This is a genomic window from Paramagnetospirillum caucaseum (genome assembly GCF_000342045.1).
Classification (GTDB): Bacteria; Pseudomonadota; Alphaproteobacteria; order Rhodospirillales; family Magnetospirillaceae; genus Phaeospirillum; species Phaeospirillum caucaseum.
On sequence record NZ_AONQ01000021.1, the window covers coordinates 1 to 24380 of the forward strand.

21 protein-coding genes are annotated in these 24380 nt (G+C 68.0%); 3 read left to right on the forward strand and 18 right to left on the reverse strand.

Annotation, left to right across the window (positions count from 1 at the left end):
* Position 1: 1 nt before the first annotated feature.
* The 18 genes from pheT to H261_RS09405 all read right to left on the reverse strand — a co-directional run bounded on the left by pheT (position 2) and on the right by H261_RS09405 (position 19196).
* Complete coding sequence (pheT, locus tag H261_RS09320) at positions 2 to 2398, reverse strand: phenylalanine--tRNA ligase subunit beta (RefSeq protein ID WP_008616779.1); 2397 nt, start codon at positions 2396 to 2398, stop codon at positions 2 to 4.
* Positions 2395 to 3471 carry a phenylalanine--tRNA ligase subunit alpha gene (pheS, locus tag H261_RS09325; RefSeq protein ID WP_008616780.1) on the reverse strand — a complete coding sequence of 359 codons (1077 nt, stop codon included), beginning with the start codon at positions 3469 to 3471 and terminating at the stop codon, positions 2395 to 2397. Before pheS ends, pheT begins: the two co-directional genes overlap by 4 nt.
* Positions 3472 to 3554: 83 nt before the next feature.
* Entirely contained in the window at positions 3555 to 3911 is a 357-nt protein-coding gene (gene rplT, locus H261_RS09330) for a 50S ribosomal protein L20 (RefSeq protein WP_008616781.1), read from the reverse strand.
* Between the two features lie 3 nt (positions 3912 to 3914).
* Complete coding sequence (rpmI, locus tag H261_RS09335; protein WP_008616783.1) at positions 3915 to 4118, reverse strand: 50S ribosomal protein L35; 204 nt, start codon at positions 4116 to 4118, stop codon at positions 3915 to 3917.
* A gap of 134 nt (positions 4119 to 4252) precedes the next feature.
* A complete protein-coding gene (locus H261_RS09340) occupies positions 4253 to 5146 on the reverse strand; it encodes a DMT family transporter (protein WP_008616785.1) in 894 nt (297 codons plus the stop codon).
* Complete coding sequence (locus H261_RS09345) at positions 5143 to 6744, reverse strand: ABC transporter ATP-binding protein (protein WP_008616787.1); 1602 nt, start codon at positions 6742 to 6744, stop codon at positions 5143 to 5145. The genes H261_RS09340 and H261_RS09345 overlap by 4 nt, the downstream gene beginning before the upstream one ends.
* On the reverse strand, positions 6744 to 7766 hold the full coding sequence (locus H261_RS09350) for an ABC transporter permease (protein ID WP_008616789.1): 1023 nt from the start codon (positions 7764 to 7766) through the stop codon (positions 6744 to 6746). Before H261_RS09350 ends, H261_RS09345 begins: the two co-directional genes overlap by 1 nt.
* Positions 7763 to 8866, reverse strand: coding sequence for a microcin C ABC transporter permease YejB (locus tag H261_RS09355; RefSeq protein WP_008616791.1), 1104 nt, complete (start codon positions 8864 to 8866; stop codon positions 7763 to 7765). Before H261_RS09355 ends, H261_RS09350 begins: the two co-directional genes overlap by 4 nt.
* Positions 8863 to 10644, reverse strand: a complete 1782-nt coding sequence (locus H261_RS09360) for an extracellular solute-binding protein (RefSeq protein ID WP_008616793.1) — start codon at positions 10642 to 10644, stop codon at positions 8863 to 8865. Before H261_RS09360 ends, H261_RS09355 begins: the two co-directional genes overlap by 4 nt.
* A 44-nt stretch (positions 10645 to 10688) precedes the next feature.
* On the reverse strand, positions 10689 to 11336 hold the full coding sequence (locus H261_RS09365; RefSeq protein ID WP_008616795.1) for a FecR family protein: 648 nt from the start codon (positions 11334 to 11336) through the stop codon (positions 10689 to 10691).
* A 71-nt stretch (positions 11337 to 11407) separates the two neighbouring features.
* Positions 11408 to 12808: an adenosylhomocysteinase gene (ahcY, locus tag H261_RS09370; RefSeq protein WP_008616797.1), complete on the reverse strand. Its 1401-nt coding sequence runs from the start codon at positions 12806 to 12808 to the stop codon at positions 11408 to 11410.
* A 98-nt stretch (positions 12809 to 12906) separates the two neighbouring features.
* On the reverse strand, positions 12907 to 13323 hold the full coding sequence (locus tag H261_RS09375) for a cupin domain-containing protein (protein WP_008616799.1): 417 nt from the start codon (positions 13321 to 13323) through the stop codon (positions 12907 to 12909).
* A 21-nt stretch (positions 13324 to 13344) separates the two neighbouring features.
* Positions 13345 to 15168: a phosphoenolpyruvate--protein phosphotransferase gene (gene ptsP, locus H261_RS09380; RefSeq protein WP_008616801.1), complete on the reverse strand. Its 1824-nt coding sequence runs from the start codon at positions 15166 to 15168 to the stop codon at positions 13345 to 13347.
* Between the two features lie 11 nt (positions 15169 to 15179).
* A complete protein-coding gene (locus H261_RS09385; RefSeq protein WP_008616803.1) occupies positions 15180 to 15473 on the reverse strand; it encodes an HPr family phosphocarrier protein in 294 nt (97 codons plus the stop codon).
* Positions 15473 to 15880: a PTS sugar transporter subunit IIA gene (locus tag H261_RS09390; RefSeq protein WP_008616805.1), complete on the reverse strand. Its 408-nt coding sequence runs from the start codon at positions 15878 to 15880 to the stop codon at positions 15473 to 15475. The genes H261_RS09385 and H261_RS09390 overlap by 1 nt, the downstream gene beginning before the upstream one ends.
* Before the next feature lie 70 nt (positions 15881 to 15950).
* Complete coding sequence (rapZ, locus tag H261_RS09395; protein ID WP_008616808.1) at positions 15951 to 16868, reverse strand: RNase adapter RapZ; 918 nt, start codon at positions 16866 to 16868, stop codon at positions 15951 to 15953.
* A complete protein-coding gene (locus H261_RS09400; RefSeq protein WP_008616810.1) occupies positions 16868 to 17299 on the reverse strand; it encodes an HPr kinase/phosphorylase in 432 nt (143 codons plus the stop codon). Before H261_RS09400 ends, rapZ begins: the two co-directional genes overlap by 1 nt.
* A gap of 67 nt (positions 17300 to 17366) precedes the next feature.
* The gene (locus H261_RS09405; protein ID WP_152426801.1) at positions 17367 to 19196 is read right to left on the reverse strand and encodes a lytic transglycosylase domain-containing protein; all 1830 of its coding nucleotides are present in this window, start codon (positions 19194 to 19196) and stop codon (positions 17367 to 17369) included.
* Positions 19197 to 19448: 252 nt separating this feature from the next.
* Here H261_RS09405 and H261_RS09410 point away from each other — a divergent pair, with 252 nt between their 5' ends.
* From H261_RS09410 to H261_RS09420, 3 genes are all read left to right on the forward strand, one after another.
* Positions 19449 to 20378, forward strand: coding sequence for a DUF1848 domain-containing protein (locus tag H261_RS09410; protein WP_008616815.1), 930 nt, complete (start codon positions 19449 to 19451; stop codon positions 20376 to 20378).
* A gap of 428 nt (positions 20379 to 20806) precedes the next feature.
* Positions 20807 to 23392 (forward strand): bifunctional aconitate hydratase 2/2-methylisocitrate dehydratase, encoded by a 2586-nt coding sequence (gene acnB / locus H261_RS09415; RefSeq protein ID WP_008616817.1) that lies wholly within the window; start codon positions 20807 to 20809, stop codon positions 23390 to 23392.
* A 133-nt stretch (positions 23393 to 23525) separates the two neighbouring features.
* Positions 23526 to 24296 (forward strand): hemerythrin family protein, encoded by a 771-nt coding sequence (locus H261_RS09420; RefSeq protein ID WP_008616819.1) that lies wholly within the window; start codon positions 23526 to 23528, stop codon positions 24294 to 24296.
* Positions 24297 to 24380 lie beyond the last annotated feature (84 nt).

Consider the following 24380-nt stretch of genomic DNA (forward strand, 5'->3'; position numbering starts at 1 on the left):
GTTAACCCCGCAATTCGCCGCCGGTGGCCTTGGCCACCGCCGAGACGATCTTCGCGCCCACCGCCTCGATCTCCTCGTCGGTCAGCGTCTTGTCGCTGGGCTGCAGCGTCACGGTGATGGCCAGCGACTTCTTGCCCGCCGCCATCTTGTCGCCCTCGTAGAGGTCGAACACCGCCACGTCGGTGATCAGCGCCTTGTCGGCGTTCTTCGCCGCGCGGACCACCGCATCCGCCGCCACGCCCGCATCCAGGGTGAAGGCGAAGTCGCGGTCCAGCGGCTGCAGGGCCGAGGCCTTGAGCAGCGGCTTGGCCTTGGTGGCCTTGGCTTTTTGCGCCGGCAGGGCCTCGAGGAACAGCTCGAAGCCGACCACCGGCCCCTTGACGTCCAGCCTTGCCAGGACGCCGGGATGCAGTTCGCCGAAGAAGCCCACCGGCTTGTTGCCCAGCTTGAGCGTGCCGGAACGGCCGGGGTGGTACCAGGCGGGGGCCTCGGCCACCACCTGCAGGCTTTCGGGATTGGCTCCGGCGGCGGCAACCGCCGCCAGGATATCCGCCTTGGCGTCGAAGGCGTCCACGGCCCGCGCCGGCTCGGCCCAGTGGCGGCCGCGCGCCCGTCCGGCGCGGATGCCGGCGGCCACCAGCCGCTGCTGGCCCGGCTCGGGTCCGTCGAATTGCGGCCCCAGCTCGAACAGACCGAGATCCTTCATGCCGCGGTCGGCGTTGCGGCCGGCGGCGGTGACCAGATTGGGCAGCACCGAGGGACGCATGACGTCGAGATCGGCGGAGATGGGATTGGCCAGATGCATTTCGGGCGCGCCTCCGCCGAACATCACGGCGTGGGCTTCGGGCAGAAACGACCAGGTCACCGTCTCCACCAGACCGCGGGTGGCCAGCTGGCGGCGCACCCAGCCGGAACGGCGCTGGCCGGGGGTCAGCACCGGCTTCGGCATGGCCGGACGCGGCATGGGAGTGGCGGGGATGTTGTCGTAGCCGTTGATGCGGATGATCTCCTCCACCAGATCGTGCTCGGCGGCGATGTCGCCGCGCCACGACGGCGGGTTGACCAGCAAACCATCCGCATGCTCCGCCACGGCGCAGCCCAGGTCGTTGAGGATGGTCTCCATACGCTGGACGGAGACGTCGACGCCGCCCAGTTCGGCGACGCGGTTGGGACGCAGCACGATGGATTTCTGCCAGTCGGGCTCGGTGCCGGTGATCACCGGCTCGGAGGCCTCGCCGCCGCACAGATCGAGGATCATGCGGGTGGCCAGTTCCATGGACGCCACCACGAAGGCCGGATCGACGCCGCGCTCGAAGCGGAAGCGGGCGTCGGACAGGATGTCCAGCCTGCGCCCGGTGGCGGCGGTGCGGATGGGGTCGAAATAGGCGGCTTCCAGGAACACCTGGGTGGTGGACTCGGTGCAGCCCGAGTGCTCGCCGCCCAGGATGCCGGCCAGGGCCTCGGGGCCGTTGTCGTCGGCGATGACCGTCATGCCCGCATCCAGCGTGTAGGTCTTGCCGTTGAGGCCGGCCAGGGTCTCGCCGTCACGCGCCAGACGGGCGCGGATGTCGCCCTTGACCTTGGCGGCGTCGAAGACGTGCAGCGGGCGGCAGAGGTCGTAGGCGAAGAAGTTGGTGATATCCACCAGGGCCGAGATGGGACGCAGGCCGATGGCGGAGAGGCGGTCCTTCAGCCATTGCGGGCTGTCGCCGTTCCTGACGCCCTTGATCAGGCGGCCGGCGAACAGCGGGCAGGCATTGGCATCCTCGGGCGCGAAGTCCAGGCGCACGCCGATGGAGCTCTTGAAGGCGCCCGGCACCGGCTCGACCTTGAGCGGCTTGAGATTGCCGAGGCCGAAGGCCGCCAGATCGCGGGCGATGCCGCGCACGCCCAGGCAGTCGACGCGGTTGGGGGTGACCGAAATCTCGATCATGGGATCGAAGCTCATGACGTCGAGCAGGCGGGCGCCCACCGCGATGGAGACGTCCAGCTCGGCGATGCCCTCGTGGTCCTCGCCCAACTTCAGCTCGCGCCACGAGCACATCATGCCCTGGCTTTCGACGCCCCTGACCTTGCCCTTCTTCAGCAATTCGCCGGTGATGGGGATATAGGTGCCCGGCTGGGCCAGGATGACCTTGAGGCCGGCGCGCGCGTTGGGAGCGCCGCAGACCACCTGCAGCACGCCGTCCCCTGAATCCACCTTGCACAGCTTCAGCTTGTCGGCGTCGGGATGCTTCTCGGCCTCCAGGATATGGCCGACCACGAAGCCGCCCAGATGCCTGGCGGGGTCGTCGATGCCCTCGACCTCGAGGCCGATGGCGGTGAGGCCGACCTCGATCTCGGCCAGGGTGGCCTCGGTGTCGAGATGGGTCTTGAGCCAGTCCAGCGTGAACTTCATCGGGTCAGCCCTCCCGCGAGCGTGGGAACGTCGAGCGGCACGAAGCCGTAATGCTTCAGCCAGCGCAAATCGGAATCGAAGAAGGTGCGCAGGTCGGGAATGCCGTATTTCAGCATGGCCATGCGCTCGACGCCCATGCCGAAGGCGAAGCCCTGGTAGCGGTCGGGGTCGATGCCGCAATTGCGCAGCACATTGGGATGGACCATGCCCGAGCCGCCGATTTCCAGCCAGCCGGCGCCGGGTCCGATCTTCAACTCGCCGCCTTCGCGCGAACAGCCGATATCCACCTCGGCCGAGGGCTCGGTGAAGGGGAAGAAGCTGGGGCGAAAGCGCACCGGCACGTCGTCCACCTCGAAGAAGGCGCGGACGAATTCCAGCAGGCAGCCCTTGAGGTGGCCCATATGGGTGACCTCGTCGATGACCAGCCCCTCGATCTGATGGAACATCGGGGTGTGGGTCATGTCCGAATCGCAGCGATAGGTGCGGCCGGGCGCGATGATGCGGATGGGGGGCTTGTTGGCCAGCATGGTGCGGATCTGCACCGGGCTGGTGTGGGTGCGCAGCAGGTGGCGGCCCCCGTCGGCCTTCTCGCCGAAATAGAAGGTGTCGTGCATCTGGCGCGCCGGATGCTCGGGCGGAATGTTCAGCGCGTTGAAATTGTGGAAGTCGTCCTCGATGTCCGGACCTTCCGCCACGTCGAAGCCCATCTGGGCGAAGATGGCGGCCATCTCGTCCATGACCTGGGAAATGGGATGGATGCGCCCCATCGCCTCGGGTCGCGACGGCAGGGTCACGTCCAGGCGCTCGCGCGACAGGCGCTCGTCCAGGGCCTTGGTCTCCAGACCGGCCTTGGCGGCGGCCAGCGCGCCCTCGATCCGGTCCCGCGCCGCGTTGAGCGCCGCACCGGCGGCCCTGCGCTCGTCGGGGCCCATGCCGCCCAGGGACTTCATCAGGCCGGTGATACTGCCCTTCTTGCCCAGCGCGGCGACGCGGGCGGCGTCCAGCTGGTCCAGGGTGGAGGCGGCGGCCACCGCGGCCAAGGCTTCGGACTGGAGTTTATCGAGGTCCTGCATCTCTCTCGTTCCCCAAGACGCGAAAAGGGGCCGTCCCATACGGGCCGGCCCCTCTCCAACACATTTCTTCCCGAAAGGAAGTCCTACTGGAGGGCGGCCTGAGCCTTTTCCACCAGCGACTTAAACGCTTCGGGTTCGCGGATGGCGATATCGGACAGCACCTTGCGGTCGAGCGCGATGCCGGCCTTCTTCAAGCCGTCCATGAAACGCGAATACGGCAGGCCGTAGGCGCGCGAACCGGCGTTGATGCGCTGAATCCACAGGGCGCGGAAATTGCGCTTCTTGGCGCGGCGGTCGCGATAGGCGTACCGCAGGGCCTTCTCGACCTTCTGGATCGCGACCCGGAAGCAGGTGCTGGACCGGCCGCGATAGCCCTTGGCGAGCTTGAGAATCTTCTTGTGACGGGCGTGCGTGGTGACGCCCCGCTTGACGCGAGCCATTTATCAGCCTCCGTTCGGCAGGAAGTACTTCTTGACGTTGTCGCTGTCCGTCTTGAACAGCAGGAAGGTGCCGCGCGCCTGGCGCTTCATCTTCTGCGACTTCGCCGACAGGCAGTGACGCTTGAACGCCACGTTGCCCTTCACCTTGCCGGTGCCGGTGAGCTTGAACCGCTTCTTCGCGGAGCTCTTGGTCTTCATCTTGGGCATTTGCGCTTATCCTTAGTCTGAATGGTTCAGCGACGAGGAACGGCAAGGCAGCCCTAACAGCCTTGTCCGCTCAGGAAGGGGACGCTTATAGCTCGGGCGATCCGGCAATGCAAGGGGCCGGAATCACTTTCAAATCACTTCCGGTTCACCAGCCAGATGCCCGCCGCCACCAGGACCATGGCTCCGCCCAGGCCCCAGGTGATGCGCTCGCCCAGCAGGGCCGCGCCGAACAGCATGCCGAACAGCGGCGTCAGGAACGAGAAGGCCGACAGCCTGGTGGCGGGATAGCGGGAGATCAGCCAGAACCACGCCAGATACGAGGCGAAGGCCACCGCCACGATCTGCCAAGCCAGCGACACCCAGATCAGCGCCGACGGCTCGCCGATCACCCCCTTTTCGCCCAGCAGCAGCGAGGCGACGGGCAGGGCCAGGGCCGACACCCCCAACTGGTACAGCAGGGTCTTGTTGGGGCTGACCGCCGCCAGGCGGGTGGTGCGCACCAGCACGGTGGTAGCGCCCCACATCACCGCCGAAACCAGCAGCATCAGGTCGCCGACCAGCTGGCGGCGATCGGGCAGCGACAGGTTGTCGCCGAAGGCCAGCACGATGCCGCCGAAGGCGCACAGCAGGCCCACGGTCTGGTTCCGGGTCAGGCGTTCGGCCGGGACCAGCAGGTGCATGCCCAGCGCCACCACGAAGGGCGCGGTATAGAGGAACACCACCGCCCGCGACGCCGTGGTGTATTCCAGCCCCCAGAAGATCAGGGCGAACTCGGCGGCGAACAGCAGCCCGGCCGCCAGCCCGGCCCGGCCCGAGCCGTCGGATTCGAACAGGCGGATTCCCTGCCAGCGGCTCCAGCCCATCAGCAGCAGGGTCGATCCGGCCGAGCGCAAGCCCGCCTGCAGCACCGGCGAAATGCCGGCATTGGCCACCTTGGCCGCCACCTGGTTGAGGCCCCACAGGGCGCACAGCCCGATCATCAGGGTCATGGCCAGGGCGTCGAGATGGGTGTGGCGCTGGGGAGTCATGCCACCTCCAGATCGAACGCCGCCGCCATCAGGGCGCTGGTGTAGGCGGTCTTGGGGGCCTTGAACAGATCCTCGGCGCGGCCGGCCTCCACCACCTTGCCGTCCTTCATGACCATCAGGTCGTCGGCCAGGGCGCGCACCACCCGCAGGTCGTGGCTGATAAACAGATAGGCCAGGGCGTGACGGGCCTGGAGGTCGCGCAGCAGATCGACGATCTGCGCCTGGACCGAGACGTCGAGCGCGCTGGTCGGCTCGTCCAGGACGATGAATTTGGGCTTGAGCACCAAAGCGCGGGCGATGGCGATGCGCTGGCGCTGGCCGCCGGAGAATTCGTGGGGATAGCGGTCGCGCGTCGCCGGGTCGAGGCCCACTTCCGCCAGGGCCTCGGCGATCACCCGGTGGCGTTCGGCGGCGTGCATGGCCGGTTCGTGCACCTCGAGGCCCTCGCCGACGATCTGGCCCACCGACATGCGGGGGCTGAGCGAGCCGTAGGGATCCTGGAACACCATCTGCATCTGGCGGCGGAGCGGCCGCAGCTCTCCGGCGCTCATGGAGTGGATGGCCGTCCCGCCGAAGGCGATCTCGCCCTCCGAGTCCAGCAGGCGGAGCAAGGCGAGGCCCAGGGTGGTCTTGCCCGAGCCCGATTCGCCCACCACGCCGATGGTGTGGCCGCGCCTTAAGTCCAGGCTGACCCCGTCCACCGCCTTGACGTGGCCGACGGTCTTGCGCCAGAGGCCGGCCTTCAGGGGAAACCATACCTTGAGGTCGCGGGCCGCCATCACCACCGGCTCGCCCTCGGGCGGGCGGTGGGGCTTGCCCTTGGGCTCGGCCGCCAGCAGGCGCTTGGTGTAAGGATGGGCGGGGGCATCGAACACCTGGGGCAGCCGACCGCTTTCCACGATCTCGCCCCCATTCATGACGCAAACCCGGTCGGCCATCTTGCGCACGATGCCGAGATCGTGGGTGATGAACAGCAGGGCCATGCCCAGGCGGGCCTGCAAATCCTTCAGCAGCGCCAGGATCTGCGCCTGAATGGTGACGTCCAGCGCCGTGGTCGGCTCGTCGGCGACGAGGATATCGGGCTCGCCGGCCAGGGCCATGGCGATCATCACCCGCTGGCGCTGGCCGCCCGACAGCTCGTGCGGCAGGGCGCCCAGGCGCTTCTCGGGCTGGGGAAGGCCCACCAGGGCCAGCAGTTCCACCACGCGGGCGCGCAGTGCCGCGCCGCGCATGCCGCGATGCAGCTCCAGCACCTCGCCCACCTGCTTCTCGATGGAATGCAGGGGGTTGAGCGAGGTCATGGGCTCCTGGAACACCATGGCGACGCGGGCGCCGCGCACCTTCCGCAGGGCATGCTCCGGCGCGCCCACCAGTTCGGCGCCGTCCAGGCGGATGGAGCCCCTGGGGTGGCGGGCGCGGGGATAGGGCAGCAATTGCAGGATGGACAGCGCCGTCACCGACTTGCCCGAGCCGCTTTCGCCCACCAGGGCCAGGGTCTCGCCCTTGGCCAGGGTGAAGGACACGCCCTTGACCGCGTCCACCGGGCCGAAGCTGACCGCCAGATCGTCGACGACAAGGAGAGGGGGGTTTTCACTCATCAGGTCGTCTTTCTCGGATCAAAGGCGTCGCGCACCGCTTCGCCGACGAAGACCAGCAGCGACAGCAGGGTGGCGACCACCACGAAGCCGGTCAGGCCCAGCCAGGGGGCCTGCAGGTTCTCCTTGCCCTGGCGCAGCAGGTCGCCCAGCGAGGCCGAGCCGGGCGGCAGGCCGAGCCCGAGAAAATCCAGCGCGGTCAGCGACACGATGGAGGAATTGAGGATGAACGGCATGAAGGTGACGGTGGCCACCATGGCGTTGGGCAGCACATGGCGGACCATGATGCGGGAATCGCTCATGCCCAGCGTGCGGGCGGCACGGACGTAATCGAAGTTGCGGGCCCGCAGGAACTCGGCCCGGACCACGCCGACCAGATTGGTCCACGAGAACAGCACCAGGACCAGCAGCAGGGTCCAGAAGCCCGGCTTGATGATGGAGGCGATGATGATCAGGATCAGCAATTCCGGCAGGCCGCCCCAGATCTCCAGGAAGCGCTGGAAGGCCAGATCGACCTTGCCGCCGAAATAGCCCTGCACCGCGCCCGCCGCCACGCCGACCACGGTACTGACCAGGGTCAGCGCCAGCCCGAAGCAGATGGACAGGCGCAGGCCATAGATCAGCCGGGCCACCACGTCGCGGCCCTGGTCGTCGGTGCCCAGCCAGTTTCTGGCCGACGGCGGCGACGGGTGCGTAGCCAGCGGGTCGTAATTGATGGCGCGGTAGTCGAAGGGAACCGGCGGCCACAGCGCCCAGCCCTTCTCGGCGATCTTTTCCACGATGTAGGGATCGCGGTAATCGGCATAGGTCAGGAAATCGCCGCCGAAGGTCACCTCGGGATAGTCCCTGACCATGGGGAAGTACATCGCCCCGTCATAGCGCACCATGATCGGCCGGTCGTTGGCCACCAGTTCGGCGGCCAGGGTGACCAGGAACAGGGCCAGGAAGATCCACAGGCTCCAGAATCCCCGCCGATTGCGGCAAAAGGCGTCGAGCCGGCGGCGGTCGAGCGGCGTCAGGCTCATCCCCCCCTCCCCTCGAAATCGATGCGGGGATCGACCCAGTGATAGGTCAGGTCGCTGACCAGATTGAGCACCAGACCCAGCAGCGAGAAGGCGTAGAGCGTGCCGAACATCACCGGATAGTCGCGGTTGCTCACCGCCTCGAAGCCCAGCAGGCCGATGCCGTCGAGCGAGAAGATGATCTCCACCAGCACCGAGCCGGTGAACAGGATGCCGACCAGGGCGCGGGGGAAACCGGCGACGATCAGCAGCATGGCGTTGCGGAAGATATGGCCGTAGAGGATGCGCCGTTCGGACAGGCCCTTGGCCCTGGCGGTCACCACGTATTGCTTGTTGATCTCCTCCAGGAAGGAGTTCTTGGTCAGCATGGTCAACCCGGCGAATCCGCCAACCACCAACGCGGTTACCGGCAGCGCCAGGTGCCAGAAGTAATCCCCGGCCCGCGCCGCCAGGGAAGCCCCCTCCATGCCGGACGAGGACAGCCCCCTCAGCGGGAACCACGAGAAATACTGGCCGCCGGCGAACACGACGATCAGGGCGATGGCGAACAGGAAGCCGGGCACGGCATAGCCGATGATCACCGCCCAGGACGACGCCACGTCGAGGCGCGAGCCGTCCCGCGTCGCCTTGGCGATACCCAGCGGAATGGACACCAGATAGATGATCAGGGTGCTCCACAGCCCCAGCGAGATGGAGGTGGGCATCTTCTCGATCACCAGCCCGATCACCGAGACATCGCGATAGAAGCTCTTGCCGAAATCGAAACGGGCATACTGGCCCATCATCAGCCAGAAGCGCTCGTGCGCCGGACGGTCGAAGCCGAACTGCCTCTCGATCTCCTTGATGAAGTCGGGCGGCAAGCCCTGGGCCCCGCGATAGGCCCCCTGGCCGCCCTGGGCCGGGGCCGCCTTGACCTGGGCGGTCTCGCCCGAGCCCGCCCCCGAGACGCGGGCGGCGGCATCGACGGCGGTGCCCTGCAGCCGCGAGATCATCAGCTCCACCGGCCCGCCGGGGGCGAACTGCACCACCGCGAAATTGATCAGCATGATGCCGAACAGGGTCAGCGGGATCAGGGCCAGACGGCGAAGGGCGTAGGCGATCATTTCCTCACCCACCAGGTCATGGGCTGCACCCCGCTGGAGGGAACCTTGTCGGGCATGCCGAATTTGTCCCACCACACCAGCCGGTCGAGACCCAGATGCCATTGCGGGATGACGTAATGGTTCCACAACAGCACCCGGTCCAAGGCGCGGGTGCGCGCCACCAGGGTCTCGCGGTCGGGAGCGGAAATCACCAGATCGACCAGGGAATCCACCGCCGGGTTCTTGATGCCGGCCAGATTCTGGCCGCCGGGGGCATCGGCGGATTCCGTGCCCCAATAGCCCAGCTGTTCGTTGCCCGGCGACTGTGACTGGCCCCAGACATGAACCACCATGTCGAAATCGAAGTGGTCGAGGCGGTTCTTGTACTGGGCGGTGTCGACGGTGCGCACGCCGGCCTCGATGCCGAGACGGGCCAGATTGCGGGCGAACGGCAGGGTGATGCGCTCCCAGGCGGGCTGGACCAGCAGGATCTCGAAGGCGAAGGGCTGGCCGGAGGCATTCACCAGCCTGCCGTCCACCACCATCCACCCCGCCTCTTCCAGCAGCTTCATGGCGGCGCGCAGGTTGGGGCGGATATTGCCGTCGCCCTCGGTGGCCGGCGGCTTGAACTCGGTGGTGAACACCTCGGGCGGCACCTTGCCGCGCAAAGGCTCCAGCACCGCGAGTTCCTGGGCCGAGGGCAGCCCCACCGAAGCCAGTTCCGAATTGGCGAAGTACGAGCCGGTGCGCTTGTACTGGCCATGGAACAGGGTCTTGTTGGTCCATTCGAAATCGAAGGCCAGCCCCAGGGCCTGGCGCACCCGGATATCGGCGAACAGCGGACGGCGCAGGTTGAAGGCATAGCCCTGCATGCCGGCCGGACGCTGGTTGGCGAAGGCCTGGCGACGGCCCCGCTTGTCCTTCAGCCCGGCCCAATCCTCATAGGCGGTCGCCCATTTCTTGGCCTCGTTCTCCAGCCGCCAGTCGTACTCGCCGGCCTTGAACGCCTCCAGCGCCACCGTGGTGTCGCGGTAGGAATCGTAGCGGATACGGTCGAAATTGTACTCGCCCTTACGCACGGGAAGATCGGCACCCCAGTAATCCCGGACCCGCTCATAGGTGATGGTGCGCTGGGTCTCGAACGCCGCCACCTTGTAGGGGCCGCTGCCCAGCGGCGGCTCCAGGGTGGTGACGGCGAAGTCGCGGCCCTGCCAGTAATGCTTGGGCAGGATGGGCAACTGCCCGACGATCAGCGGCAGCTCGCGGTTGTCGCCGGGCTTGAAACTAAAGCGCACCCGGCGCGGCCCCAGCACCTCCACCTTATCCACCGCCGCGTAGTAGAAGCGGTAGCGGGGATGGCCCTTGGCCTTCAGGATGTCGAACGAGAACGCCACGTCCTCGGCGGTGATCGGCTTGCCGTCATGCCAGCGGGCCTGGGGCCGCAGGTTGAAGACCACCCACGAGCGGTCGGCGGGCACCTCGACGGTCTCGGCGATCAGGCCGTATTCGGAAAACGCCTCGTCGGCCGAATTGGCCATCAGGGTCTCGAAGGGCAGGTCGGACCCGCCCGGCGGGTCGCCCTTGACGATGAAGGGATTGAGGGTGTCCCAGCCGCCGATCTCGGCCAGCCGCATCTCGCCGCCCTTGGGGGCGTCGGGGTTGACGTAGTCGAAATGCCGGAATCCCGGCCCGTATTTGGGCGCCCCGTGCATGGCCAGCCCGTGCACCGGCGCCACCGTCTCGGCAAGAGCGGCGGGGACGGCGAGCAGCAGGCAAAGGGCAAGGATCGGGGCGCGCATGGGGCCAGAGTTTGGGGCCAAGCGCGGCCCAGGGCAAGGGGGCACTACTTGCCGGCGAACGGCGGCACCCGGCCCTGCAGGGCTTCCAGCATCACCAGTTCCTCGTCGGCGTGGTCGGTCACCATGTAGGGTTCCATCACCGGGTCACGCCCGGCGGCAAAGACCCGGCGGGGCGCGTCGTGGTGGCGGGTCCGCACCTCCTCGGCCCGGCCCGGCGCGGCGTTGGGGCTCATCACGGCGTGGCCGTAGCAGACGCAGATATTGGTCGCCGCCGGGTGGCTTTCCAGATAGACGGCGGTGCCGCGGATGCCCACATTGGCCAGCGGCGTCTTCAGGGTGACGGTCTTCGGCCCGAACACCGACAGCAGGCGGCCGCTCTCCAGGTTGATCTCGCGCCCGGCCGGGCGGTCGGAAACGGTCACCGCGCCGCCGGCCCGCAGCAGGAAGGCGTCGTCGCCCAGGGTGAACACCGCCGTACCGCCAGGACCGGCGGCGACCGTGTCGCCGGAAACGACGGCGCTGCCCGCAGCGGCTGGTTTACCGTTGATCATGACGTCACCGGTGCTCTGGCGCAGGGAGCCGCCGGAGGGCGCCATGGCCGAGGCCGGACGCAGTTTGCCGAAGGCCGCCAGGGCCGCCATGCCGGTCAACAGGCGGCGGCGGGTGGAATCGGGCTTGCCACAGGTGCACATGGACGGCGTCTCCCCAAGAAAAAACCCCCTTCCGTCGCCGGAAGGGGGTTCCATCCGCTCGAACGAGCAGTCTAGTACCGATAGGTCTCGGGCTTGAAGGGGCCTTCGACGGCGACGCCGATATAATCGGACTGCTTCTGGTTCAGCTTGGTCAGGGTGGCACCCAGCTTGGCCAGGTGCAGCGTGGCGACCTTCTCGTCCAGGGTCTTGGGCAGGACGTAGACCTTCTTCTCGTACTTGCCGGGATTGGTGAAGATCTCGATCTGGGCCATCACCTGGTTGGTGAACGAGGCGCTCATCACGAAGGAGGGGTGGCCGGTGGCGCAGCCCAGGTTGACCAAGCGGCCCTCGGCCAGCAGCAGGATGCGGTTGCCGCTGGGGAACTTGATCTCGTCCACCTGGGGCTTGATGTTGTTCCACTCGAAATTCTTCAGGCCGGCGACCTGGATCTCCGAGTCGAAGTGACCGATGTTGCAGACGATGGCGCGGTCCTTCATGGCCCGCATGTGATCGACGGTGATCACATCCACGTTGCCGGTGGTGGTGACGAAGATATCGCCGCGGGGCGCGGCCTCTTCCATGGTGGCGACCTCGTAGCCTTCCATGCAGGCCTGCAGCGCGCAGATGGGGTCGATCTCGGTGACGATGACGCGGCAGCCCTGGCTGGCCAGCGACTCGGCCGAACCCTTGCCCACGTCGCCGAAGCCGGCGACCACGGCGACCTTGCCGGCCAGCATGACGTCAGTGGCACGGCGGATGCCGTCCACCAGGGATTCACGGCAGCCGTACTTGTTGTCGAACTTGGACTTGGTCACCGAGTCGTTGACGTTGATGGCCGGCCACAGCAGGGTGCCCTTCTTCTCCATCTCATAGAGACGGTGCACGCCGGTGGTGGTCTCCTCGGTGACGCCGCGGATGGCGGTGCCGTTGCGGGTGTAGAAGGTCTTGTCGGTCTCCAGCTTCTTCTTGATGGAGGCGAACAGGACTTCCTCTTCCTCGCAGGTCGGGTTGTTCAGCACCGACAGGTCCTTCTCGGCGCGCATACCCAGGTGGATCAGCAGGGTGGCGTCGCCGCCGTCGTCCAGAATCATGTTCGGGCAGCCGCCGTCGTTCCACTCGAAGATGCGGTGGGTGTAGTCCCAGTACTCTTCCAGGGTCTCGCCCTTGACGGCGAACACCGGGATGCCGGCGGCCGCGATGGCGGCGGCGGCGTGGTCCTGGGTCGAGAAGATGTTGCACGACGCCCAGCGGATGTCGGCGCCGAGAGCCTTCAGGGTCTCGATCAGCACGCCGGTCTGGATGGTCATGTGCAGCGAACCGGCGATGCGGGCGCCCTTCAGCGGCTGGCTGGGGCCGAATTCCTCGCGGGTGGCCATCAGGCCGGGCATCTCGCTCTCGGCGATGTCCAGCTCCTTGCGGCCCCAAGCGGCCAGGGCGATATCGGCAACCTTGTAATCGGTGAAGGCGGTCATGGCGGTCCCTTAAGACGTGGTTTTCCAGCTGCGGCCTGTGTAGCAGGCCTCTTGGCAAAACGCAATACGATATAAAGATATCTTTATGTGGGCATGGCCTACTTCACCAGGCTGACATTGGCGGTGCCCTCGGCGCCCATGAAGACGCACAGGATGCGCACCGGCCGGCCGGTGGCGTTGATGCCCTTGTGCGGCACGGCCATGGTTTCCATCAGGGCCTGGCCCTGGACATAGGTGCGCCGGCCGTGGGGGCCGTAATCCACCACCACCTCGCCTTCCAGGATGTAGGCGTACATGGGAGCGGGGTGGAGATGCAGGGCCGCCTCGGAATGGGGCGCCAGGGTGACGATGGTCGAGGTCACCCGGGCCGGACCGCTGTCGGGATAGCGGATCGGCTCGCCGACCACCGTGGTGCCGGTGGACAGCAGTTCCACCGAGGGATAGGCGTTCTGGGCGACGACCGCTTGGCTCGCCCCCAGCAGCACCGCCATGGCGACGGCGAAGACGATCCGCATGGTTCCCCCTCCCCTTTGGGCTCAACGCCCCTCGAAATTGTCGAGCAATTGGCCGATCTTTCCCGAATCGGTCTGCTCCATGATGGTGCGGCCCAGCCCCTCGGCGGCGACGAGGTTGAGCGAGCGGATGCGGTTCTTGACCACCGGCAGGTTGGAGGTGGTCATGGACAGCTCGCGCAGGCCGAGGCCCAGCAGCAGGGGCGCATAGCGGGGGTCGCCGGCCATCTCGCCGCAGACGCTGACCGGGATATTGGCCCGGTGGGCGGCCTGGGTGGTGAACTGGATCAGGCGCAGCACCGCCGGGTGCAGCGGGTTGTAGAGATGGGCCACCGCCTCGTCGGCGCGGTCGATGGCCAGGGTGTACTGCACCAGGTCGTTGGTGCCGATGGCGAAGAAATCGGCGTGCCAAGCGATGGCGTCGGCCGACAGGGCCGCGCCGGGAATCTCGATCATGGCGCCGAGCGGCGGCAACGGGTCGGGCAGGGGCATGCCGGCCTTGCGCAGGCGGCGGATCACCCGGTTCATCACCTCGCGGGTGGCGCGCAGTTCGCCCACCGTGGCGATCATCGGGATCAGGATGCGTACCGGCCCGTGCCATGCGGCGCGCAGGATGGCGGCCAGCTGGGCTTCCAGCAGGTCCTGGCGGGCGAGGCCCAGGCGGATGGCCCGGAGGCCCAGCGACGGATTGGGGCCGATGGTGCAGCCGAGCGCCGGGGCCAGCTTGTCGCCGCCGGCGTCGAAGGTGCGCACCGTGACGGTGCGTCCGCCCATGCGCTCGATGACATCCTTGAGGATGCCGTACTGCTCGTCCTCGCTGGGCACGTCGTCGCGGTTCATGAACAGGAACTCGCTGCGCAGCAGGCCGATGCCCTCGGCCCCCGAATCCAGCACCGCCCCCACCTCGTTGGGCAGTTCCATGTTGGCCTGCAGGCCGATGCGTCCGCCATCCCGCGTCACGGCGGGCACGTCCTTCAGGCGCGACAGGACGCGCCGCGCCTTGAGGAAAGCGGCGCGCTCGCGGCGGTAGAAGGCCAGGGTCTCGGGCTGGGGATTGATCACCACCAGGCCGTTGGTGCCGTCGACGATCACCGTTTCGCCGCCCTTGACCCCGGTCAGCAGGTCGGCGATGCCCAGCACCGAGGGCAGGCCCAGCGAACGGGCCATGATGGCCGTATGGCCCTCGCTGCCGCCCATCACGGCAGCGAGGCCGGCCACCTGGGCCGGGTCGAGCAAAGCGGTGTCGGCCGGGGTCATCTCCTCGGCGATGATCACCGCGTTCCGGGGCAGGGCGGTGAAGGGACGGTAGGCGGTGTTGGTCAGCGCGCGGAGCAGGCGCCGCCCGATATCCTTGATGTCGGCGACCCGGGCGGCGAGATAGGGATCGTCCATGGCCTCGAAGCCGCGGACGATCTCGTTGATCTCCTGCTGGACGGCGGCCTCGGCATTGATGCGTTCGGCGCGGATGCGGGTCTCGACGCCCCTGAGCAGGCGCGAGCCGTGCAGCATCTGGCGGTAGGCGTCCAGCAGGTAGCCCAGTTCCTCGCCGGCGGCTCCGCCCAGACGCCCGGCCTTGTCCTGCAGTTGCTCCACCTGATGGCCGGCATTGGCGGCCGCTTCGGTGAAACGGACGCATTCGGCATCGAGGCGGGCGGCGGGAATGCGCAGCTCGGGGACGGTGATGGTGCCGGAATCGTGGAGGTAGAGGGTGCCGATGGCGATGCCGCGCGACACCCCCAGGCCATCACGCACCAGTTCGGCACGCACCGGTTCGCCGCCGGTCGCGGTGGCGGGATGAGCCGCCGCCCTTGCCCGTCCGCCTGCCTTGCTGCCGCCGCGCGTCGCCATGGCAGCAGCCGTCAGTCTTCGTCGAACTTGCGGTCGACCAGATCGAACAGGGCCTCCATGGCCTCGAACGCCTGGTTTCCGGTCACTTTCAGCTCGATGGAGCAGCCCGGCGCGGCGGCCAGCATCATCAGCCCCATGATCGACAGGCCCGACACCTCGGTGCCGCGATGGCCGACGGTGATCTGGGCGTCGAAGGTGGCGGCCAGCTTGACGAACTTGGCGGCGGCGCGGGCATGCAGGCCGCGCCGGTTGGCGATGGTCGCCGTCCGGGTCAGTTCGCCGCCGGTTTCGGTCGCGTCCGGCATCACTTGCGATCCTGGGTCAGCAGCTTGGAGGCCACGTTGATGTACTTGCGGCCGGCTTCCTGGGCACTGGCGACGGCATCGGCCAGGGGCTCGGAATGCCGCACGCTGGCCAGCTTGATCAGCATGGGCAGGTTGACGCCGGCGATCACCTCGACCTTGGCCTTGTCCATGATGGAGATGGCCAGATTGGACGGCGTGCCGCCGAACATATCGGTCAGCACCACCACGCCGGCGCCGTCGTCGCAGCGCGCCACGCTGGACAGGATGTCGTTGCGGCGCTGCTCCATGTCGTCGTCGGGTCCGATGCATACCGCCCCGACATTGGGCTGCGGCCCGACCACGTGCTCGAGCGCGGCGACGAGTTCGTCGGCGAGCCGGCCGTGGGTGACGAGTACCAGTCCGATCATCTCAATCCCCCTTGGGCGGGAGGAAAGCCGGCTCCACCGGCCCCGTTCCCGCGCGTCTTGCACAGTGACATCATGAACTCCCTTCGTCGAGTTCGCGATGGCGAAGCTCGACCCGCCCGCCGCGGCGCTTCATCCACCCGGCGAGACGCTCGGCGATGGCGACGGAACGGTGACGGCCGCCGGTGCAGCCGACGGCGATGGTGAGGTAGCTCTTGCCCTCGGCGGCGAAGCGCGGCAGCAGCGGCTCCAGCAGGCGGGTGAGCGATTCCAGGAACGGGCCGAAGGCCGGGTCGGCGGCCACGTATTCGGCCACCGCCGGATCGCGGCCGGTCAGCGGCTTCAACTCGGGCACGTAATGGGGATTGGCCAGGAAGCGGGCGTCGAACACCAGATCGGCCTCGCGCGGCAGGCCGTTGCGGTAGGCGAAGGAAGTGACGAACACCACCAACCCGCCGGACGCTTCCCGCCCGAAATGCCCGGCCAGCACCCGCTTGAACTCGGCGGGCGGCTGGTTGGTGGTGTCGATCATCACGTCGGCCCGGCGCTTGAGCGGCGAGACCAGGGTGCGCTCGTGGCGGATGCCGTCCAGCAGCGGCCGGTCCACCGCCATGGGGTGGCGGCGCCGCGTCTCGGTGAAGCGGCGGCAAAGGACGTCATCCTCGCAATCCAGGAACAGCAGCCGCACGTCCAGGCCGCTTTCCGCCATCAGGCGGTCGAGCGCCGCCAGCACCGGCTCCACCCCGAAATCGCGGGTACGGATGTCGACGCCCAGCGCCAGGGGGCGCGCCAGACCCTCGCCGGAACGCACCAGACTGGCCACCAGCGAGAGCGGCAGGTTGTCCACCGCCTCCCAGCCCATGTCCTCCAGCGCCTTCAGCGCCATGGTCTTGCCCGCCCCGGACATGCCGGTAACGAGCACCACCCGGCCGCCGCCTTCGGCGGCGCCGGCCGGGGTGGAATCCGTCGGGCTGGAGTGCAGGTCGCTCATCACGGCGGCATTATATCCCGCGTTGAAGCGCGCATCGCAAGGCGAACCTTTGCCGCCGCCGAGGCCTCGAAGGGGGCCAGCCGCAGATGGCGGAGCGTCAATCCGAGCAATTCCAAGGTGTTCGCTTCCGGCAGCCGTTCCACCTCGGATGCGGGGACCAGATCGACCACCAGATCCAGGGGCGCCTGCTCCAGATGGGGAAGACGGATCAGCCCCAGGCCGCGCACCTCCAGCATTCCGGCGATGGTGGCGGGCGGGCGGGCCACCAGGGTGTCGCCCCGGCGTTCCAGCCGGGTCTGATCATCGGCCACCAGCAGCGCCCCCCCGTCGATCAGCCGCAACGCCAGATCCGACTTGCCGCCGCCCGAGGGGCCGCGCAGAAGAACGCCGCGGCCGCCGATGGCCACGCAGGTGCCGTGAAGGAGAGTCATGGCGAAAGGGTGGCGACGCCACCCGCCCGAGTCAAGACGGGGCGGACGCGGCCGGACTGAAAATCGATCAGCGCGACGCCTTGCGCGGCTTGGGCTGGACCGGGTCCTGGCCGGAATAGAGCGGCCATTCGCCGGCCGCCACGGATTCCAGGGTGTCCGACGGGTGGGCGAAGCGGCTCTGGTAGATCCAGTAGCTGGTCATCACCCGTTGCACGAAGGCGCGGGTCTCGCGCGACGGCAGGCTTTCCACCAGCAGCAGCGGGTCGTCGTTGTGGCGGATGTTGGCCAGCCAGCGGCCCAGATTGCCAGGGCCGGCATTGTAGGCGGCGGCCATCAGCAGCAGGTTGCCGTTGACCGGCTCCTCGGCCAGCAGCTTGCCCACATAACGCTGGCCCAGGGCCAGGTTGTGCTCGGGGTCGGTGAGGCGGTCGCGGGCGCCCTTTCCACCGATGGCGGCGGCGGTGGCCGGCATCAGCTGCATCAGCCCGGTGGCGCCGGCGCCGGAGCGGGCATTGGGGTTGAACGAGGATTCCTGGCGGACCAGGGCGAAGACCAGGGCCTTGTCCACCTGCCAGCCGCCCTTGGGCGTCCAGTCGGGCACCGGGAAGGCGGCGGCGTCGTGCAGGCGGCCGTTCTCGCGCGGCAGCGAACCGCCCAGGCGCACCGCCAGGGCGGGCATCTGCCCGGCATAGGCCATGACCAGCATAGACTGGCGCAGGCCCTTGCCGGCATTGGGATAGAGCTTGCGCAACTCCTCCTCGGCGCCGGCGCGGTCGCCCAGCTGCAGCAGGCCGAGCGCCCGGCGCGCGCCGGGAACGCGCATCAGCAGGTCGGCATCGCCCTCGGTAAAGGGCGGCACCTCCCATGAGAACTGGGTCTGGTGCCCCAACTGGGCGCGCGCCAGCAGGCCATAATAGGTCCGGGACGAGGTGGCGGCCAGTTCGAACCAGTGATTGACCGCCTCGGGACGCCGCGTGACCAGATTGGCCCGCCCGGCCCAGAAGGCTCCGGCGGCGGACAGCCAGTCCTGGCCGTCGGCCAGCTTGGCCACCTCCTCGAAATGGCGGCGCGCCAGATCGGGCTTGCCCATGCGCCACTGGGCCAGGCCGGCGATCCAGTGGGCGGCGGGCAGAAGCTCGCCCGAGCGCTCGGCCGACAGGCCGGCCAGGGTGGCGGCGGGCTCGTCGCGGCCGCCGGCGAAATGATCGGCGGCCGCCATCAGGCGCATGCGGTCGAAATCCAGCGGCGCCATGGCCTGGGCCTCGGCCGAGGCCATCATGGCCTCGACCCGGGCCGGCTCCTCGTCGCGCAGCGCCTGGCGGAGCCTGGCCTTGAAGGCCTTGACCCTGGCGGGGGAGCCGTCCACGTCGTAGGCCGCCTCTTCCCAGGTGGCGCCGTCGGCCTCGAACTCGATGCCGGTGCCCTTGAGGCCGCCCCTGGCCGGGGCGCGCAGGGCGCCGACGCCCTTGGCGCCCTTGACGCCCTTGGCCAGATTGTGGACGGCCTCGGCCTGGGGCAGGTCGGCGTATTCGGACAGCCAGGCGCGGATTTCCTGGAACTTGGGCTTGGCGGCCGGGGCCAGCAGGCGGCCGGCCAGCACATGGCCCTTCAGCAATTCGTCGCGGATCTTGCCCAGCTCGCGGTCGGCGGCGGCCGACTGGCCCGAGGCCTGCAGCGCCATCACCCGCCGATAGAGGTCGGCATCGGCGGCGGACAGCGGCTTGGGCAGGGGGGCGACACGGGCCTCGCGATTGGTGCCGGGCAGGATGGCCGCCGTCTGGGCGCCATCGGCGGCGGCGATTCGCACCGCTTCCGTCTTGGCGAGGTCGCCCGCCAAGGCCGGAGAGGTCGCCGCCATGATCGCCAGCATCACTGCCGGGAGGAGCCTGTCGCGCAAGGCTGTTCTCCTCTGTTTCGCTGGTGCTCCGATTCGCCCGTCGCTCGCGGATCGCGCGCCGGGATCGGACCACAGGGTTATCGACAAAACCAATCGAGGTCACCGGTTTTATAAATGACCGCCGCCGCCAGGGCAACGAAAAACGACTCGCGAGTCATGAGCAAACCATGAAATTACGTTTTAAATCAATACGATAAACTTCACATCCGAGTCGATGTGGCAGGATTCGCCTGCAAGTTCCATAATGGCGCGATGATCGTCTCGGCCAGCTATCGCACCGACATTCCCGCCTTCTACGGCCGTTGGTTCCTCAACCGTTTCCGGGCGGGCTGGGCCAAGGCGGTCAATCCCTATGGCCGGCAGGTCTCCACCATCCCCCTGCGCCTTGGCGTGGACGGCTTCGTGTTCTGGACCCGCAATCCCGGACCGTTTCTCGACGCCCTGGCCGAGATCCGCCGGGCCGGAATGCCGTTCGCGCTGCACTGCACCGTCACCGGCTATCCCCGCGCCCTGGAAAGCTCGGTGATCGAGGTCGAGCGGTCGCTGTCCCTGATGGCCGAGATCGCCAAGACCCATGGCCCCCGGGTGGTGGTGTGGCGCTACGATCCCATCCTGGCCAGCTCGCTGACGCCGCTGGACTGGCACGAGGAGAATTTCGCCCGGCTGGCGGCGCGGCTGGCGGGAATCACCGACGAAGCGTCGGTGTCCTTCGCCACCCTCTACCGCAAGACCGGGCGCAATCTGGCCGCCGCCGCCCGCGCCCACCGCTTCGGCTGGGGCGATCCGCCGGCGGAGGACAAGCGCGCCCTGCTGCCCCGGCTGGCCCAGGCGGCGGCGGCCCACGGCATCCGCCTGACGCTGTGTTCGCAGCCCGACCTGCTGGCGGAGGGCGTCGCGCCGGCGGCCTGCATCGACGCAAGGCGGCTGGAGGACGTGGCGAGGGGCTGGGGCCTGGACCGGCGGATCGCCGCCAAGGTCAAGGGCAACCGCCCCGGCTGCCTGTGCCATGAAAGCCGCGACATCGGCGAGTACGACACCTGCCCGCACGGCTGCACCTATTGCTATGCGGTCAACGCCCGCGCCCTGGCCAAGCGCCGCCATGCCGGGCATGACCCCGATTCGGAATTCCTGCTGCCGCCGCCCTGGCTGGAGCAGCAAGACGCGCCACCGGCCTTGCTGTGACGTGTCGCGGCTGGGTCCAGGGGGCCGCGCGCGCCGGCTTTGCCGGTAAATATCTCGATCGAGGGACCTGGAAATAAGTGCGGCGGCTGGTGCCAGGGGGGAAGCACCAGCCGCCGCGTCTGGCCGGCTCGCCGCTCCAGAGGGGGTCAGGGAGCGACGGCCATGTGGAGGGCCATGACAGGGATCATCGGGGCCAATTGTGGCGATTTCATGGACGCCATGCGGGCTGGCGGCAAGAAATTGTCTTTTCCCCGGGCCGGGGTTGGGGGTAGTTTTCTTCCGCTTGAACCCCCACTTAAGGGTGGTATCCTGCGCACCGGACACCGGGGGCCTCGGCAGCAGCCAAGGTCGCGGTGCTTGCGTGCGTCCAACGGATCGGCCGAACCACCCGGAAGTGGGGCCGCAACCATGATCGAGAGGATTACGCCGTGCTTGAAGCCTATCGCCAGCATGTCGCCGAACGCGCCGCGCTCGGGATTCCCCCCCTGCCGCTGTCGGCGGAGCAGACCGAGGCCCTGGTCGGCCTGCTGCAGAATCCGCCCAAGGGCGAGGAGCAGACCCTCGTCGATCTGATCACCTATCGCGTCCCGGCCGGCGTGGACGACGCCGCCAAGATCAAGGCCGAGTTCCTGGACAAGGTGGCCAAGGGCACCGTTTCCTGCGCGCTGATCAGCCGCGAGAAGGCCGCCGAATTACTGGGCACCATGCTGGGCGGCTTCAACGTCAAGCCGCTGATCGAGCTGCTGGGCGATGCCAAGGTGGGCGGCGTCGCCGCCGAGGGGCTGAAGAAGACCCTGCTGGTGTTCGACTTCTTCCACGACGTCAAGGATCTGGCCGACAAGGGCAACGCCAACGCCAAGGGGGTGCTGCAGTCCTGGGCCGACGCCGAGTGGTTCACCTCGCGCCCGGAAGTGCCGAAGTCGCTGACCGTCACCATCTTCAAGGTGACCGGCGAGACCAACACCGACGACCTGTCGCCCGCGCCCGACGCCTGGAGCCGTCCCGACATCCCCCTGCATGCCCTGGCCATGCTGAAGAATCCCCGCCCCGGCATCGAGGCCGACGAGCCCGGCGCCCGCGGCCCGCTGAAGCAGTTGGAGGCCCTGGCCAAGAAGGGCAATCTGGTGGCCTATGTGGGCGACGTGGTCGGCACCGGCTCCTCGCGCAAGTCCGCCACCAACTCGGTGCTGTGGTTCACCGGCGAGGACATCCCCTACGTCCCCAACAAGCGTTTCGGCGGCGTCTGCCTGGGCACCAAGATCGCCCCCATCTTCTACAACACCATGGAAGATGCCGGCGCCCTGCCCATCGAGCTGGACGTCAACCAGATGAACATGGGCGACGTGGTCGAGCTGCGTCCCTATGAGGGCAAGGCGCTGAAGGACGGCAAGGTCATCAGCGAATTCACCGTCAAGTCCGAGGTGATTTTCGACGAAGTGCGCGCCGGCGGCCGCATTCCGCTGATCATCGGCCGCGGCCTGACCACCAAGGCCCGCGAGGCCCTGGGTCTGCCGGTCTCCACCCTGTTCCGCCTGCCGGCCGTGCCCAAGGATACCGGCAAGGGCTTCTCGCTGGCCCAGAAGATGGTCGGCCGCGCCTGTGGCCTGCCCGAGGGCAAGGGCATGCGCCCCGGGACCTATTGCGAGCCCAAGATGACCACGGTCGGCTCGCAGGACACCACCGGCCCCATGACCCGCGACGAGCTGAAGGATCTGGCCTGTCTCGGCTTCTCCGCCGACATGGTGATGCAGTCCTTCTGCCACACCGCCGCCTATCCCAAGCTGGTGGACGTCAAGACCCACCGCGAGCTGCCGGGCTTCATCTCCACCCGTGGCGGCGTGGCGCTCCGCCCCGGTGACGGCGTCATCCACTCGTGGCTGAACCGCCTGCTGCTGCCCGACACCGTGGGCACCGGCGGCGATTCCCACACCCGCTTCCCCATCGGTATCTCCTTCCCGGCCGGTTCCGGTCTGGTGGCCTTCGCCGCCGCCACCGGCGTCATGCCGCTGGACATGCCGGAATCGGTGCTGGTGCGCTTCAAGGGCAAGATGCAGCCCGGCGTCACGCTCCGCGACCTGGTCAACGCCATCCCGCTCTACGCCATCCGCGCCGGCCTGCTGACCGTGGAGAAGAAGGGCAAGAAGAACGTCTTCTCCGGCCGCATCCTCGAGATCGAGGGCCTGCCCGACCTCAAGGTCGAGCAGGCGTTCGAGCTGTCCGACGCCGCCGCCGAGCGTTCGGCCGCCGCCTGCTCGGTGCGCCTGGATAAGGCTCCAATCATCGAGTACATGACGTCGAACATCACCCTGATGAAGTGGATGATCGCCAACGGCTACGAGGACCCGCGCACCCTGGGCCGCCGCATCAAGGCCATGGAAGCCTGGATCAAGAAGCCCGACCTGCTGGCCCCCGATGCCGATGCCGAATACGCCGCCGTGATCGAGATCGATCTGGCCGACGTCAAGGAGCCCATCGTCGCCTGCCCGAACGATCCCGACGACGTCAAGCTGCTGTCCGAAGTGGCCGGCGCCCATATCGACGAGGTGTTCATCGGTTCGTGCATGACCAATATCGGTCACTTCCGCGCCGCCGGTAAGGTGCTGGAGGGCAAGTCCGACATCCCGACGCGGCTGTGGATCGCGCCGCCCACCAAGATGGACGCCATGATCCTCAACGAGGAAGGCTACTACTCGGTACTGGGCAAGTCGGGCGCCCGCATGGAAATGCCCGGCTGCAGCCTGTGCATGGGCAATCAGGCGCAGATCCGCAAGGGCTCGACCGCCATGTCCACCTCGACCCGCAACTTCCCCAACCGTCTGGGCATCGACACCAACGTCTATCTCGGTTCCGCCGAGCTGGCCGCCGTCTGCGCCCTGATGGGCAAGATCCCGACGGTCGCCGAGTATCTGGAGCAGGTCAACGTGGTCAACGCCAAGGCCGCCGACGTCTATCGCTACATGAACTTCGACCAGATCGCCGAGTTCAGGGACGTGGCCGCCAAGGTCGCCGTCTGACCCGACGCGATGTGATCAAGCGAAACCCCCGCCGGGAAGCCGGCGGGGGTTTTTCTCGTTCTAATGCTTATTGCCGTCGCGGCGACACCGTGTCATCCTGGTCCCCGTCCTTGTGATTGCGCGGAAAAGGGCCATGTCCCCGGCGCACCGAATTCCCCCCAGCGGGAACCCGCTCATCGACCAGCAGCACGGCCGGCTCAGCGAGCTGATCCAGCAGGCCGCCCTGGCGGCCCGCGACAACGACGGCGCCGCACCGTTTCTGCAGGCCCTGACCCAGTTCCGCCGCGCCCTGGCCCACCATTTCTCGGTGGAAAAGGTGATCTTCAGCGGGGCCGGCTTCGACGCCGCCAGCGGCCATGGCCGGGCCCACGCCATGATCCTCGAGCGCCTGGATTCCGGGCTGCATTCGGCGGGCGATCTGTCCACGGTCCAGGCCCGCCACCGCGTCCTGGAGGAGCTGGAAAGGATATTGCTGGACCACGAGATGCTGGAGGATGCCGCCTATTGGGATGCGGTCCGCGCCCATTCCGCCAGTCCGGCCCTGAAATGGACCGAGCTGATGGCCATCGGCATCGGCTGGGTGGACGACCAGCACCGGGACATGGTGGACCTGCTCAACCAGCTGTCGCGGGCGGCCCGGACCGAGGACCACGCCGCCGTCAGCCCTCTGCTGCAGCAATTCCTGCACCTGGCCCGCCAGCACTTCGCCGCCGAGGAACGGCACCTGGAAGCCCGGGGCAGGCCGCTGTCCGGCCACCGGGCCGACCACGCCCGCATGCTGGCTGAGTTCGACCAGCTGGCGGCGGCGGAGGGCCACGGCCCCCGCATCCTGGTGGACCATTACCTGCGGTTCTGGGTGATGGAGCACATCCTGGGCATCGACCGCCAGGATCTGATGGAGTGAAGCGGGCAAAGCCCCCGCTTCTCCCCGAGGATCAGACCTGGGTTTTTCCCTCGCCGGGCGCGCGCCTTATGCCGCGGAAGGCAA

Bases quoted from the DNA above. Each gene is read 5' to 3' on its own strand.
- H261_RS09340 (WP_008616785.1), bottom strand. From the start codon at position 5,146: ATGACTCCCCAGCGCCACACCCATCTCGACGCCCTGGCCATGACCCTG.
- H261_RS09390 (WP_008616805.1), bottom strand. From the start codon at position 15,880: ATGATCGGACTGGTACTCGTCACCCACGGCCGGCTCGCCGACGAACTC.
- pheT (WP_008616779.1), bottom strand. From the start codon at position 2,398: ATGAAGTTCACGCTGGACTGGCTCAAGACCCATCTCGACACCGAGGCC.
- H261_RS09355 (WP_008616791.1), bottom strand. From the start codon at position 8,866: ATGATCGCCTACGCCCTTCGCCGTCTGGCCCTGATCCCGCTGACCCTG.
- H261_RS09375 (WP_008616799.1), bottom strand. From the start codon at position 13,323: ATGCGGATCGTCTTCGCCGTCGCCATGGCGGTGCTGCTGGGGGCGAGC.
- ptsP (WP_008616801.1), bottom strand. From the start codon at position 15,168: ATGGCGACGCGCGGCGGCAGCAAGGCAGGCGGACGGGCAAGGGCGGCG.
- rplT (WP_008616781.1), bottom strand. From the start codon at position 3,911: ATGGCTCGCGTCAAGCGGGGCGTCACCACGCACGCCCGTCACAAGAAG.
- H261_RS09385 (WP_008616803.1), bottom strand. From the start codon at position 15,473: ATGCCGGACGCGACCGAAACCGGCGGCGAACTGACCCGGACGGCGACC.
- H261_RS09350 (WP_008616789.1), bottom strand. From the start codon at position 7,766: ATGAGCCTGACGCCGCTCGACCGCCGCCGGCTCGACGCCTTTTGCCGC.
- H261_RS09410 (WP_008616815.1), top strand. From the start codon at position 19,449: ATGATCGTCTCGGCCAGCTATCGCACCGACATTCCCGCCTTCTACGGC.
- H261_RS09365 (WP_008616795.1), bottom strand. From the start codon at position 11,336: ATGTGCACCTGTGGCAAGCCCGATTCCACCCGCCGCCGCCTGTTGACC.
- H261_RS09345 (WP_008616787.1), bottom strand. From the start codon at position 6,744: ATGAGTGAAAACCCCCCTCTCCTTGTCGTCGACGATCTGGCGGTCAGC.
- H261_RS09360 (WP_008616793.1), bottom strand. From the start codon at position 10,644: ATGCGCGCCCCGATCCTTGCCCTTTGCCTGCTGCTCGCCGTCCCCGCC.
- H261_RS09420 (WP_008616819.1), top strand. From the start codon at position 23,526: ATGTCCCCGGCGCACCGAATTCCCCCCAGCGGGAACCCGCTCATCGAC.
- pheS (WP_008616780.1), bottom strand. From the start codon at position 3,471: ATGCAGGACCTCGATAAACTCCAGTCCGAAGCCTTGGCCGCGGTGGCC.
- H261_RS09400 (WP_008616810.1), bottom strand. From the start codon at position 17,299: ATGACTCTCCTTCACGGCACCTGCGTGGCCATCGGCGGCCGCGGCGTT.
- ahcY (WP_008616797.1), bottom strand. From the start codon at position 12,808: ATGACCGCCTTCACCGATTACAAGGTTGCCGATATCGCCCTGGCCGCT.
- rpmI (WP_008616783.1), bottom strand. From the start codon at position 4,118: ATGCCCAAGATGAAGACCAAGAGCTCCGCGAAGAAGCGGTTCAAGCTC.
- rapZ (WP_008616808.1), bottom strand. From the start codon at position 16,868: ATGAGCGACCTGCACTCCAGCCCGACGGATTCCACCCCGGCCGGCGCC.